Annotated in this window: 10 protein-coding genes; 9 read left to right on the top strand and 1 reads right to left on the bottom strand. The window is 59.7% G+C overall.

Going from position 1 to position 13,752, the window contains the following annotated elements:
- Window positions 1-72: 72 nt before the first annotated feature.
- From kdpF to potE, 9 genes are all read left to right on the top strand, one after another.
- A complete protein-coding gene (gene kdpF, locus ACOYA6_RS02210; RefSeq protein ID WP_072036638.1) occupies window positions 73-162 on the top strand; it encodes a K(+)-transporting ATPase subunit F in 90 nt (29 codons plus the stop codon).
- Window positions 162-1,841, top strand: a complete 1,680-nt coding sequence (kdpA, locus tag ACOYA6_RS02205; RefSeq protein WP_422653955.1) for a potassium-transporting ATPase subunit KdpA — start codon at window positions 162-164, stop codon at window positions 1,839-1,841. The genes kdpF and kdpA overlap by 1 nt, the downstream gene beginning before the upstream one ends.
- Before the next feature lie 18 nt (window positions 1,842-1,859).
- On the top strand, window positions 1,860-3,908 hold the full coding sequence (kdpB, locus tag ACOYA6_RS02200) for a potassium-transporting ATPase subunit KdpB (protein ID WP_422653954.1): 2,049 nt from the start codon (window positions 1,860-1,862) through the stop codon (window positions 3,906-3,908).
- 12 nt (window positions 3,909-3,920) lie between these two features.
- Window positions 3,921-4,496, top strand: a complete 576-nt coding sequence (gene kdpC / locus ACOYA6_RS02195; protein WP_422653953.1) for a potassium-transporting ATPase subunit KdpC — start codon at window positions 3,921-3,923, stop codon at window positions 4,494-4,496.
- Window positions 4,497-7,172 (top strand): two-component system sensor histidine kinase KdpD, encoded by a 2,676-nt coding sequence (gene kdpD / locus ACOYA6_RS02190; RefSeq protein ID WP_422653952.1) that lies wholly within the window; start codon window positions 4,497-4,499, stop codon window positions 7,170-7,172.
- On the top strand, window positions 7,169-7,846 hold the full coding sequence (kdpE, locus tag ACOYA6_RS02185) for a two-component system response regulator KdpE (RefSeq protein ID WP_039029317.1): 678 nt from the start codon (window positions 7,169-7,171) through the stop codon (window positions 7,844-7,846). The genes kdpD and kdpE overlap by 4 nt, the downstream gene beginning before the upstream one ends.
- Before the next feature lie 278 nt (window positions 7,847-8,124).
- Entirely contained in the window at window positions 8,125-8,229 is a 105-nt protein-coding gene (gene speFL, locus ACOYA6_RS02180; protein WP_138369585.1) for a leader peptide SpeFL, read from the top strand.
- Between the two features lie 253 nt (window positions 8,230-8,482).
- The gene (speF, locus tag ACOYA6_RS02175) at window positions 8,483-10,681 is read left to right on the top strand and encodes an ornithine decarboxylase SpeF (RefSeq protein ID WP_422653951.1); all 2,199 of its coding nucleotides are present in this window, start codon (window positions 8,483-8,485) and stop codon (window positions 10,679-10,681) included.
- Complete coding sequence (potE, locus tag ACOYA6_RS02170) at window positions 10,678-11,991, top strand: putrescine-ornithine antiporter (protein ID WP_039029315.1); 1,314 nt, start codon at window positions 10,678-10,680, stop codon at window positions 11,989-11,991. The genes speF and potE overlap by 4 nt, the downstream gene beginning before the upstream one ends.
- Before the next feature lie 108 nt (window positions 11,992-12,099).
- Here potE and pgm read toward each other — a convergent pair whose 3' ends face one another.
- The gene (gene pgm, locus ACOYA6_RS02165) at window positions 12,100-13,740 is read right to left on the bottom strand and encodes a phosphoglucomutase (alpha-D-glucose-1,6-bisphosphate-dependent) (protein ID WP_039029314.1); all 1,641 of its coding nucleotides are present in this window, start codon (window positions 13,738-13,740) and stop codon (window positions 12,100-12,102) included.
- Between the last annotated feature and the right edge of the window lie 12 nt (window positions 13,741-13,752).

Here is a 13,752-nt window from a genome sequence, read left to right as displayed (position 1 = left end):
TGATTTTTGCGAAATCTTTGCGCCAGAAAATTTACCGTTTGCACCACAACTAATGTCACCCGGAGGTGAATTGTGAGTGCAGGTATCATTGCGGGCATCGTGCTGGTGTTTCTGTTACTGGGGTATCTGATCTATGCCCTGCTTAATGCGGAGGCATTCTGATGGCCGCTCAGGGATTTCTGCTTATTGCCAGCTTCCTGCTGGTGCTGTTGGCGCTCTCCCGACCGCTGGGGATGTGGCTGGCACGGATGATTAACGGCCTGCCGCTGCCCGGCGTGCAGGCCATTGACGCAGGTTTATTGCGCCTGCTCGGAATTCGCGCCGATGAAATGGGCTGGCGGCACTACCTGCTCGCTATCCTGCTGCTAAACGGGGTGGGCCTGGTGGTGCTTTTCGCCATGCTGATGCTTCAGGGCTGGCTGCCGCTCAATCCGCAGCAGCTTCCGGGGCTCTCCTGGCATCTGGCGCTCAATACCGCCGTCAGCTTTGTCAGCAATACCAACTGGCAGTCTTATGCCGGTGAAACCACCCTGAGCTATTTCAGCCAGATGGTGGGACTGACGGTACAAAACTTCCTCTCGGCGGCGAGCGGCATTGCGGTGATCTTTGCCCTGACCCGCGCCTTCGCCCGCCAGAATGTCACTACGCTTGGCAACGCCTGGGTCGATTTGACCCGCATCACCCTGTGGGTGCTGCTGCCGTTGTCGCTGGTCATCGCGCTGCTGTTTATCCAGCAAGGCGTATTGCAGAACCTGCTGGCGTATCAGCCATTTACCTCGATGGAAGGGGCTAAACAGCTGCTGCCAATGGGGCCGGTGGCCTCCCAGGAAGCGATCAAAATGCTGGGTACCAACGGGGGTGGCTTCTTTAACACCAACTCCGCCCATCCGTTTGAGAACCCGACCGCCCTGACCAACGCCGTGCAGATGCTGGCGATCTTCCTGATCCCCACCGCGCTCTGTTTTGCTTTTGGCGAGGCGGTGAGCGATCGCCGCCAGGGACACGCGATCCTCTGGACCATGTCCGCCATCTTTGTGGTCTGCGCGGCACTGGTGATGTGGGCGGAATGGCAGGGCAACAGCCATTTCATGCTGCTGGGGGCCGACAGCAACAGCAATATGGAAGGGAAAGAGAGCCGCTTTGGCATTCTTGCCAGCAGCCTGTATGCGGTGATCACCACCGCTGCCTCCTGCGGCGCGGTCAACGCTATGCATGACTCCTTCACCGCCCTGGGCGGGATGATCCCGCTGTGGCTGATGCAGATTGGCGAAGTGGTGTTTGGCGGCGTCGGATCGGGCCTGTACGGCATGCTGCTGTTCGTGCTGCTGGCGGTGTTTATCGCCGGGCTGATGATTGGCCGCACCCCGGAATATCTGGGCAAGAAAATCGACGTGCGCGAGATGAAGCTGACCGCCCTGGCGATCCTCGTCACCCCGGCACTGGTGCTGCTCGGTACCGCGCTGGCGCTGATGACCGATGCCGGACGCAGCGGCATTTTCAACCCCGGGATCCACGGCTTCAGCGAGGTGCTGTACGCGGTTTCGTCCGCGGCCAACAACAACGGCAGCGCCTTTGCGGGCCTGAGCGCCAACTCGCCGTTCTGGAACTGCCTGCTGGCGTTCTGCATGTTGATCGGCCGCTTTGGGGTGATTGTGCCGGTAATGGCCATCGCCGGATCGCTGGTCAACAAGACCCGCCAGCCCGCCTCGGGCGGCACGTTGCCCACACACGGCGCGCTGTTTGTCGGCCTGCTGATCGGCACCGTCCTGCTGGTAGGCGCCCTTACCTTTATTCCCGCCCTCGCATTAGGCCCGGTTGCGGAACATCTCTCTTTACGCTGATTTAACGGAGTAATCGTCATGAGTCGTAAGCAACTGGCCCTGCTCGAACCTTCTCTGGTTCGCCAGGCGCTGATGGATGCGATAAAAAAATTAGATCCGCGCGTGCAGTGGCGCAACCCGGTGATGTTTATCGTCTGGCTGGGAAGCCTGCTGACCACCCTGCTTGCCATAGCCATGGCGGCCGGGTTACTGGCCGGGAGCGCCACCTTTACCGCGGCGATCGGCCTGTGGCTGTGGTTCACCGTGCTGTTTGCCAACGTGGCTGAAGCGCTGGCAGAAGGACGCAGCAAGGCCCAGGCCAACAGCCTGAAAGGGGTCCAGAAAACGGCGTTCGCCCGCAAGCTGCGCGAAGCGAAATACGGTGCCGCCACCGACAGGGTGCCGGCGGATGCGCTGCGCAAAGGCGATATCGTGCTGGTCGAAGCCGGAGACATTATCCCCTGCGACGGGGAGGTTATCGAAGGGGGGGCCTCGGTGGATGAGAGCGCCATTACCGGGGAGTCTGCGCCGGTTATCCGTGAGTCCGGCGGCGATTTCGCCTCGGTCACCGGCGGGACGCGTATTCTCTCCGACTGGCTGGTGATCCAGTGCAGCGTCAACCCGGGCGAAACCTTCCTCGACCGGATGATCGCCATGGTGGAAAGCGCCCAGCGGCGCAAAACCCCAAATGAAATCGCCCTGACCATTCTGCTGGTGGCGCTGACCATCGTCTTCCTGCTGGCGACGGCGACCCTGTGGCCCTTCTCGTCGTATGGCGGGACGGCGGTGAGCGTCACGGTGCTGGTTGCCCTGCTGGTCTGCCTGATCCCCACCACCATCGGCGGCCTGCTGTCGGCCATCGGCGTGGCGGGCATGAGCCGGATGCTGGCGGCTAACGTGATCGCCACCAGCGGACGGGCCGTCGAGGCGGCAGGCGACGTCGACGTGCTGCTGCTGGATAAAACCGGCACCATCACCCTGGGGAACCGCCAGGCCTCCGAGTTTCTTCCCGCCCCGGGCGTGGATGAAAAAACGCTGGCCGACGCCGCACAGCTGGCTTCACTGGCGGACGAAACCCCGGAAGGCCGCAGCATCGTGGTTCTCGCCAAACAGCGCTTCAATCTGCGCCAGCGCGACGTGCAGAGTCTGCATGCCACCTTTGTCCCCTTTACGGCGCAGACCCGGATGAGCGGCATTAACATTCAGGATCGCCTGATCCGCAAGGGCTCGGTGGACGCCATTCGCCGTCATATCGCGGCCAACAGCGGCCACTTCCCGCCGCAGGTCGATACCCTGGTGGAGAACGTCGCGCGTCAGGGGGCCACACCGCTGGTGGTGGCGGAAGGCGCTACCGTGCTGGGGGTGATCGCCCTGAAGGACATCGTCAAAGGCGGCATTAAGGAGCGCTTTGCCCAGCTGCGTAAAATGGGCATCAAAACGGTGATGATCACCGGGGATAACCGCCTGACCGCTGCCGCCATTGCTGCCGAGGCCGGGGTGGATGATTTTCTGTCTGAAGCGACACCGGAAGCTAAGCTGGCGTTGATCCGCCAGTACCAGGGAGAAGGACGGCTGGTGGCGATGACCGGTGACGGCACCAACGACGCTCCGGCGCTGGCCCAGGCGGACGTGGCGGTGGCGATGAACTCCGGTACCCAGGCGGCAAAAGAGGCCGGGAATATGGTCGATCTCGACTCCAACCCCACCAAGCTGATCGAAGTGGTGCACATCGGCAAACAGATGCTGATGACCCGGGGCTCACTCACTACATTCAGTATCGCCAACGACGTGGCGAAATATTTCGCCATCATCCCGGCGGCCTTTGCAGCGACGTACCCGCAGCTGAACGCCCTGAACGTCATGCACCTCCACTCCCCCGCCTCGGCAATTCTGAGCGCGGTGATCTTCAACGCGCTGATCATTATCTTCCTGATCCCGCTGGCGCTGAAAGGCGTGAGCTACAAGCCGCTCACCGCCGCCGCCATGCTGCGCCGCAATCTGTGGATCTACGGTCTGGGCGGGCTGGTGGTGCCCTTTATCGGCATTAAAGCCATCGACGTCGTGCTGACTCTGTTTGGGCTGGTTTAAGAGGAAAATCAAATGGCTATGTTACGCCCCGCTATACTGTTGTTTATTCTGCTGGCCCTTATCACCGGCGGGCTCTATCCGCTGGTGACCACCGCGCTGGGTCAGTGGTGGTTTCACGACCAGGCCAACGGATCGCTTATCCGCCAGCAGGGGGAGATCCGCGGTTCCCGATTGATTGGACAGAACTTTACCGCGGCGGGTTACTTTCATGGGCGTCCTTCCGCTATGGCAGAGAGCCCGTATAATCCTATGGCCTCGGGCGGCAGCAACCTGGCGGGCAGCAACCCCGCGCTGGATAACGCCGTTCGCACGCGGGTAGCGCAATTGCGCGCCGCCAACCCGCAGGCCAGCCCGGCGGTGCCGGTTGAACTGGTGACCGCCTCCGGTAGCGGGCTGGACTACAGCCTAACCCCGCAGGCCGTTGCCTGGCAGATCCCGCGCGTCGCGCAGGCGCGTCAGATCAGCAGCGAACAGCTCAGCCAGCTGGTTGCCGCGCATACGCAAAAGCCGTTGTTCAGCGCCATGGGCAATCCGGTGGTGAATATCGTTGAATTAAATCTGGCGCTGGACGCGCTAAGGAAAGAGTAAATGATCGACGAGCCTCAGCGCCCGGACCCGGACAAACTGCTGGAGCAGGCCGCCACGCCCCATCGCGGCAAGCTGAAAATCTTCTTCGGCGCCTGCGCGGGCGTCGGGAAGACCTTCGCCATGCTGAGCGAAGCCCAGCGTCTGCGCGCCCAGGGGCTCGATATTCTGATCGGCGTGGCGGAAACTCATGGACGTCAGGAGACCGCCGCCCTGCTGGCCGGGCTGACCACCCAGCCGCCCCGGCGCATCCATCATCGTGGGCGTCTGGTAACGGAGTTCGATCTCGATGCCGCCCTCGCCCGCCGCCCGGCGCTGATCCTGATGGACGAACTGGCGCACACCAATGCCCCCGGCTCGCGCCACCCCAAACGCTGGCAGGATGTCGAGGAGCTGCTGGAGGCGGGCATTGATGTTTTCACCACCGTGAACGTCCAGCATCTGGAGAGCCTCAACGACGTGGTCAGCGGCGTCACCGGCATTCAGGTGCGGGAGACCGTCCCGGACCCGTTTTTCGATGGGGCGGACGAAGTGGTGCTGGTGGATCTGCCTCCGGACGATCTGCGCCAGCGCCTGCATGAGGGCAAGGTTTACATCGCCGGGCAGGCCGAGCGGGCAATTGAGCACTTCTTCCGTAAAGGTAATTTGATCGCCCTGCGCGAGCTGGCGCTGCGCCGCACCGCCGACCGGGTGGACGACCAGATGCGGGCCTGGCGCGACCGTCAGGGTGAGGAGAAAGTGTGGCATACCCGGGATGCCATTTTGCTCTGCATCGGTCACGGCAGCGGTAATGAAAAGCTGGTGCGCACCGCCGCGCGTCTGGCGGCTAAATTTGGCAGCGTCTGGCACGCCGTCTACGTCGAGACGCCGCAGCTGCACCGTCTGCCGGAGAACCAGCGCCGCGCCATTCTTGCGGCCCTGCGCCTGGCCCAGGAGCTGGGCGCAGAAACCGCCACCCTGGCCGAGCAGGCGGAAGAGAAAGCCATTCTGCGCTACGCCCGGGAGCACAACCTCGGCAAGATTGTCATCGGCAGGCGCGCCCGCCGCCGCTGGTTCAGCCATCAGAGCTTTGCCGACAGGCTGGCGCAGCGGGCTCCCGACCTCGATCTCTTGATCGTCGCCCTGGACGACAAACCGGCCCCCCTGCCCGCCAGAGCCCCGGATAACCGGACGTTCAGCGACAAATGGCGGATCCAGCTGCGCGGCTGTCTGGTGGCGGTGCTGCTCTGCGCCCTGATCACCTTTGTTGCCAGCCAGTGGCTACCCGGCTTTGATGCCGCCAACCTGGTGATGATCTACCTGCTGGGAGTAGTGCTTGTGGCGCTGTTTTACGGCCGCTGGCCCTCGGTGCTGGCGACGGTCATCAACGTCATCAGCTTCGATCTCTTTTTCATCGCCCCGCGCGGCACCCTGGCAGTGTCGGATGTCCAGTACGTCCTCACCTTCGCCGTGATGCTGGCGGTGGGTCTGCTTATCGGTAACCTGACGGCAGGAGTGCGCTATCAGGCGCGGATCGCCCGCTATCGCGAGCAGCGCACCCGCCATCTGTATGAGATGTCGAAAGCGCTGGCGGTGGGCCGCACGCCGCAGGATATCGTCCAGACCAGCCAGCAGTTTATTCACTCCACCTTCAACGCCCGCAGCCTGATCCTGCTCCCGGATGCGGAAGGCAAGCTGGGCCCGCTGACCCCGGCCTCGGGGATGACTCCGTGGGATGAGGCCATTGCCCGCTGGAGCTTCGATAAAGGCCAGCCTGCGGGTGCGGGCACCGACACTCTGCCGGGCGTGCCCTGGCAGATCCTGCCGTTACAGAGCCAGGGGGTGGTGGTTGTGGAGCCATCCAACCTGCGCCAGCTGATGATCCCCGAGCAGCAGCGGCTACTGGAGACCTTTACCCTGCTGGTGGCAAGCGCCCTGGAGCGGCTGGCGCTCACCGCCAGCGAAGAGCAGGCGCGGTTAGCCAGCGAGCGTGAGAGCATTCGCAACTCGCTGCTGGCGGCCCTCTCCCACGATCTGCGTACGCCCCTGACGGTGCTGTTCGGCCAGTCGGAGATCCTGACCCTCGACCTGGCGGCAGAAGGATCCCGCCACGCCATGCAGGCCAGCGAGATCCGCCAGCACGTGCTCAACACCACCCGGCTGGTGAATAACCTGCTGGATATGGCGCGGATCCAGTCCGGCGGCTTTAATCTGAAAAAAGAGTGGCTGACGCTGGAAGAGGTAATTGGCAGCGCCTTAAAAATGCTGGAGCCGGGGCTCGGGGGGCGGTATATCGCGCTGGAGATGTCGGCCCCGCTGGCGCTGATCCACGTTGACGGACCGCTGTTCGAGCGGGTGCTGATCAACCTGCTGGAGAACGCCGCTAAATACGCGGGCAGCAAAGCGCAAATTGGCATCCAGGCCAGCGTCACGCCCGATACGTTACAGCTGGAGGTATGGGATAGCGGTCCGGGCATTCCGGCGGGCCAGGAACAGGCTATCTTTGATAAGTTCGCCCGGGGTAATAAGGAGTCTGCCATTCCAGGCGTGGGGCTGGGGTTGGCGATTTGCCAGGCGATTGTTGAGGTACACGGCGGCACCATCACGGCCCATAACCGCCCCGAAGGCGGGGCGGTATTTTGTGTTACACTGCCGCTCGATGCGCCACCCGAACTGAATGAATTTCCAGAGGATTTGTGATTAACGTCCTGATTGTTGAAGATGAACTCGCCATCAGCCGTTTTCTGCGCGCCGCGCTGGAAGGCGAAGGGTTGCGCGTTCATGACGCCGGGACGCTACAGCGGGGCCTGATTGAAGCCGCCACCCGCAAGCCGGACCTGGTGATCCTCGACTTAGGTCTGCCGGACGGCGACGGCCTCGATTTTATCCGCGAAGTGCGCCAGTGGAGCCAGATGCCGATCATCGTGCTCTCCGCGCGTCTGGAAGAGACCGACAAAATTGCCGCCCTCGATGCCGGTGCCGACGACTATCTCAGCAAGCCGTTTGGCATTGGCGAACTTCAGGCGCGACTGCGCGTTGCCCTACGCCGCCACGCAACCACCGCCCCCGTCGACCCGGTGTATACCTTTTCCGATATCCGCGTCGATCTCGCGGCACGGCGTATTCAGCAGGGGAACGCGGAAATCCACCTGACGCCCATCGAATTTCGCCTGCTGGCGGTTCTGCTCAACAATCACGGCAAAGTCCTTACCCAACGTCAGCTGTTAAGCCAGGTCTGGGGACCGAATGCGGTGGAGCATAGTCACTACTTGCGCATATATATGGGGCATCTTCGTCAGAAACTGGAAGTGGATCCCGCGCGCCCCCGCCATTTATTAACTGAAACCGGTATCGGTTATCGATTTATGCTTTGAATAACCATTCATTTTAATTTGACTTAAAAATAATCACCCTGATTGTTGATATTTCAATAACAGCCAAAGGTTTATTTATTCTTATTTCATGTCGTTCAAAACATTAAAAATACAGCACATTAACATAACGCCTACAAAACAGCATTTTGATCTGCTATCAAGGTAAAATGCGGATAATTATTTTTTAAACGATCGCTTAATGTTGATCGTCTTCACGGTTTACCTCTCCTTTCCGGATAAAATGACCCCGCTTTCAATTACTGAAAGGAAAAATGGAAATGGAAAATAACAATCGTTTTATGCCCCATATAAGGCGGGTTACTCATATAATGAAGTTTGCCCACCGCAACTGCTTCGACTTTCATCTCTTCAACGCCCGGTAGTCCTTCGACTTCTGGCGCACCTGCTTACAGGCACTCCTGAAAAGCTCGTCTTTACAGTCAGTTGACTGCGAACCCGTGCGCTTACCCATTTTGATTCAGACTCATCCGTAACCGGGCGGACTGGATTTTATTCACCAAAAAGCAATGCACTGATTTTTTATCAGAGGCCCGACTTTGCTTTTTTCCGGACACTAGCGATTTCTTTTTAACAGGAAATCGAAGGACCTCTATTACTTAAAATAAAGAGCGAAAGATGAAAACGTTAAAAATTGCCACCAGCCGTACCTGCCCGCACTGCTTTACCACCACTCGCGACAGGGTGGACGTGAACGACTCAGATTATATTGATGTCGCGGCAGTCGTACTGGCGGTGAGCGATATTTACAATGGCACCATCGAAAAAATAGACGCTACGGGATTTGGTATTCCCGTTTTTATTTCCACGCATAAAGAGGAAATTGTTCCTGCTGAGTATTTATCGCGCATTCAGGGTGTATTTGAATGCGCCGACAACTGCAATGACTTCTACGGTCGCCAGCTGGAAGCGGCCGCTCAGAAGTACGAAACTCAGCTACGCCCGCCGTTCTTCCGCGCGCTGGTGGACTATGTCGCGCAGGGTAACAGCGCCTTTGACTGCCCGGGGCATCAGGGCGGGCAGTTTTTCCGCCGTCACCCTGCGGGAAATCAGTTTGTTGATTTCTTTGGCGAGACGCTGTTCCGCTCCGATCTGTGCAATGCCGACGTGGCGATGGGCGATCTGCTGATCCACGAAGGTGCGCCGTGCATCGCCCAGCAGCATGCGGCGAAAGTCTTCAATGCGGATAAAACCTACTTCGTGCTGAACGGCACTTCTTCCTCCAACAAGGTGGTACTGAACGCCCTGCTCACCCCCGGCGATCTGGTGCTGTTCGATCGTAATAACCATAAATCCAACCATCACGGCGCGCTGCTGCAGGCGGGCGCAACACCGGTGTATCTGGAAACCGCACGTAACCCGTACGGCTTTATCGGCGGTATTGACGCCCACTGCTTTGACGAGCGCTATCTGCGGGAACGGGTGTCAGAAGTTGCGCCCGGTCGCACCCGCGATCGGCGCCCGTTCCGCCTGGCGGTGATCCAACTGGGTACCTACGATGGCACCATCTATAACGCCCGTCAGGTAGTGGATAAGATCGGTCACCTGTGCGATTACATCCTGTTTGACTCCGCCTGGGTGGGCTACGAGCAGTTCATCCCGATGATGGCCGACTGCTCACCACTGCTGCTGGAGCTGAACGAGAACGACCCGGGAATTCTGGTCACCCAGTCGGTGCATAAACAGCAGGCAGGCTTCTCGCAGACGTCGCAGATCCACAAGAAAGACCGGCACATCAAAGGCCAGCAGCGCTATGTTCCGCATAAACGCCTGAATAACGCTTTCATGATGCACGCCTCCACCAGCCCGTTCTATCCGCTGTTTGCCGCCCTGGATATCAACGCCCGCATGCATGAGGGCCAGAGCGGCCGCAACATGTGGATGGATTGCGTGGTAAACGGTATCGAAGCGCGCAAGCTGATCCTACAAAACTGTCAGTTTATCCGCCCGTTTGTGCCGGAAACGGTGGATGGACGTCCATGGGAAAGCGCCAGCACCGCCGACATTGCCACCAACCTGCGCTTCTTCCACTTCGTTCCGGGTGAAAACTGGCACGCCTTTGAAGGCTATGCCGAGCACCAGTACTTTATTGACCCGTGCAAGCTGCTGCTGACCACGCCAGGTATCAATGCCCGCACCGGCGAGTACGAGGAGTTTGGGGTGCCGGCCACCATTCTGGCTAACTTCCTGCGTGAAAACGGCATCGTTCCGGAAAAATGCGATCTCAACTCGATCCTGTTCCTGCTCACGCCAGCCGAGGACATGGGCAAACTACAGCAGCTGGTCGCCCAGCTGGTGCGCTTCGAGAAGCTGCTCCAGACCGATGCCCCGCTGAAGGAGGTGCTGCCGTCGATCTGTAAGCAGTATCCGGAGCGCTATGCCGGCTACACCCTGCGCCAGATTTGCCTGGAGATGCACGAGCTTTACGCCCGTCATAACGTGAAACAACTGCAAAAAGAGATGTTCCGTAAATCGCATTTCCCGCGGGTGATGATGAACCCGCAGGAGGCGAACTTTGCCTACCTGCGCGGCGAGGTCGAGCTGGTCTCTCTGCGTGATGCGGAGGGTCGGATTGCCGCCGAAGGTGCGCTTCCTTATCCACCGGGCGTGCTGTGCGTCGTCCCGGGCGAAATCTGGGGCGGGTCGGTACTGCGATACTTCGCAGCGCTTGAAGAGGGGATCAACCTGCTTCCGGGCTTCGCCCCGGAACTGCAGGGCGTGTACGTCGAAGAGTGTGACGGACGCAAGCAGGTTCGCTGCTACGTCATCAAACAACCTGCCGCTCAGCCTGCGCTGCTGAAAGGAGAGACATTATGAGTAAGTCCAACAAGATGGGCGTGGTGCAGCTCACCATTCTCACCATGGTCAACATGATGGGATCGGGCATTATCATGCTGCCAACCAAACTCGCGGAAGTGGGTACCATCTCGATTATCTCCTGGCTGGTGACGGCGGTTGGCTCGATGGCGCTGGCGTGGGCCTTCGCCAAGTGCGGGATGTTCAGCCGCAAATCAGGCGGGATGGGCGGTTATGCCGAGTATGCCTTCGGCAAGTCGGGCAACTTTATGGCAAACTATACCTACGGTGTGTCGCTGCTGATCGCTAACGTCGCGATTGCGATTTCGGCGGTGGGCTACGGCACAGAGCTGTTCGGCGCCACGCTCAGCCCGGTGCAGATCGGTATCGCCACTATCTGCGTGCTGTGGCTGTGCACCGTCGCCAACTTTGGCGGGGCACGCATTACCGGACAGCTCAGCAGCATCACCGTCTGGGGGGTCATTATCCCGGTGGTGGGACTGTGCATTATCGGCTGGTTCTGGTTCAGTCCGACGCTGTACGCCAACTCCTGGAACCCACACCATGTACCGTTCTTTACCGCAGTGGGCTCGTCCATCGCGATGACGCTTTGGGCCTTCCTGGGGCTGGAATCCGCATGCGCTAACGCCGAAGTGGTGGAAAATCCTGAAAAGAACGTACCGATTGCGGTGCTGGGCGGTACTCTGGGCGCGGCGGTGATCTATATCGTCTCCACCAACGTGATCGCAGGGATTGTGCCTAACATGGATCTGGCCAACTCCACCGCCCCGTTCGGTTTAGCCTTCGCCCAGATGTTCACCCCGGAAGTGGGGAAAGTGATCATGGGCCTGATGGTGATGTCCTGCTGCGGTTCGCTCCTCGGCTGGCAGTTCACCATCGCTCAGGTGTTCAAAACCTCGGCTGATGCCGGTTACTTCCCGAAAATCTTCTCCCGCGTGACCAAAGCCGATGCACCGGTGCAGGGGATGCTGGCGATTGTGATTTTCCAGAGCGGCCTGTCGTTAATGACCATTAGCCCGTCGCTGAACAGCCAGTTCAACGTGCTGGTCAACCTGGCGGTAGTGACCAATATCATCCCGTACATTCTGTCGATGGCGGCGCTGGTGATCATTCAGAAGGTGGCAAAAGTCGACCCTGGCAAAGCGAAAGTCGCTAATATCGTGGCGCTGGTGGGGGCGATTTACAGCTTCTACGCGCTCTACTCTTCCGGGCAGGAAGCGATGCTGTACGGCGCGATGGTGACCTTTATGGGCTGGACGCTCTACGGGCTGGTTTCACCGCGCTTTGAGCTGAAGAATAGAATGAGCTAAAAAACCGTAGGCCGGGCAAGCGCAGCGCCGCCCGGCACAAAAAAGCCCGGTGGCGCTAACGCTTACCGGGCCTACGAATAACGGCAACCGGGTTGCCGTTTTTGATGATTACGCGTTCTTCAGTACTTCGCTGACAATCTCTACCGCTTCTTTCTCAATCTGCTGGCGGTGTTCCGCGCCGAGGAAGCTTTCACAGTAGATCTTGTACGCATCTTCCGTACCGGATGGACGCGCCGCGAACCAGCCGTTTTCGGTCATCACCTTCAGGCCGCCAATCGACGCGCCGTTACCCGGTGCGGCAGTCAGACGCGCGGTGATCGGGTCACCCGCCAGGGTGCTGGCGCTGACCATTTCTGGTGACAGTTTAGACAGCGCCGCTTTCTGGGCGGAGGTGGCAGAGGCCTGCAGACGGTTGTAGCTCGGGGCACCGAAACGGGCTGCCAGCTCGTCGTAGTGCTCCTGCGGGTTCTTACCGGTGACGGCGGTGATCTCCGCTGCCAGCAGGCACATGATGATGCCGTCTTTATCGGTGGACCACGGCGTGCCGTTGAAGCGCAGGAAGGATGCGCCCGCGCTCTCTTCGCCGCCAAAGCCGAAGCTGCCGTCGAACAGACCGTCAACAAACCATTTGAAGCCAACCGGTACTTCCACCAGCTTACGGCCCAGGTCGTTAACCACGCGGTCGATCATTGCGGATGAGACCAGGGTCTTGCCTACGGCAACCTCTGCGCCCCACTGTGGACGATGCTGGAACAGATAGTTGATCGCCACGGCCAGATAGTGGTTTGGATTCATCAGGCCCGCAGGGGTGACGATGCCGTGACGGTCGTAGTCCGGGTCGTTAGCAAACGCGAGGTCGAACTTGTCGCGCAGCGCCAGCAGACCGGCCATCGCGCACTCGGAGGAGCAGTCCATACGGATTGCGCCGTCTTTATCCAGATGCATAAAGCGGAAGGTCTGATCGACGTGATCGTTAACGATGGTCAGATCCAGCTTGTAGTGCTCCGCAATACGTTTCCAGTATTCGATACCGGAACCGCCGAGCGGGTCGACGCCAAGTTTGAGACCGGCTTTCTGGATCGCCGCCATATCGACGATATCCGCCAGCCCTTCAACAAACGGCTGCACCAGATCCTGCTCTTTCACGTGGCCGGAGGCCATCGCTTCGTCCAGAGAGATACGCTTCACGCCTTTCAGGCCGTCGGCCAGCAGGGCATTGGCACGATCTTCCACCACTTTGGTGACGTTGGTGTCAGCCGGGCCGCCATTAGGTGGATTGTATTTGATACCGCCATCTTCCGGCGGGTTGTGGGACGGCGTAATCACAATGCCGTCAGCCTGCGCCCCACCCTTCTGGTTATGCACCAGAATGGCATTAGAGACGGCAGGGGTCGGCGTATAGCCGTTGTTTTCCTGAATCACGACGTCCACGCCGTTAGCGGCCAGCACTTCCAGGACGGAAATAAAAGCAGGCTCTGACAGGGCGTGCGTATCTTTACCCACGTAGCACGGACCGGTGACGCCATTTTTGGCGCGCTCTTCCGCGATGGCCTGAGCAATGGCCAGAATATGCGGCTCGTTAAAGCTGTGGCGAACCGCACTGCCGCGGTGGCCGGATGTACCAAACTTAACTGCGTGTTCTGCGTTACCCACTTCCGGCTTCAGCACGTAGTACTGCGCGGTAAGCTGGGCGACGTTAATCAAATCGCTCTGTTGTGCAGGTTGACCCGCACGATTGTGATTTGCCATTGCCTGGTCCTT

Origin of the sequence: Leclercia barmai (assembly GCF_049312895.1) — a bacterium.
Classification (GTDB): domain Bacteria; phylum Pseudomonadota; class Gammaproteobacteria; order Enterobacterales; family Enterobacteriaceae; genus Enterobacter; species Enterobacter barmai.
This window is presented reverse-complemented; position numbering and strand designations above follow the sequence as displayed.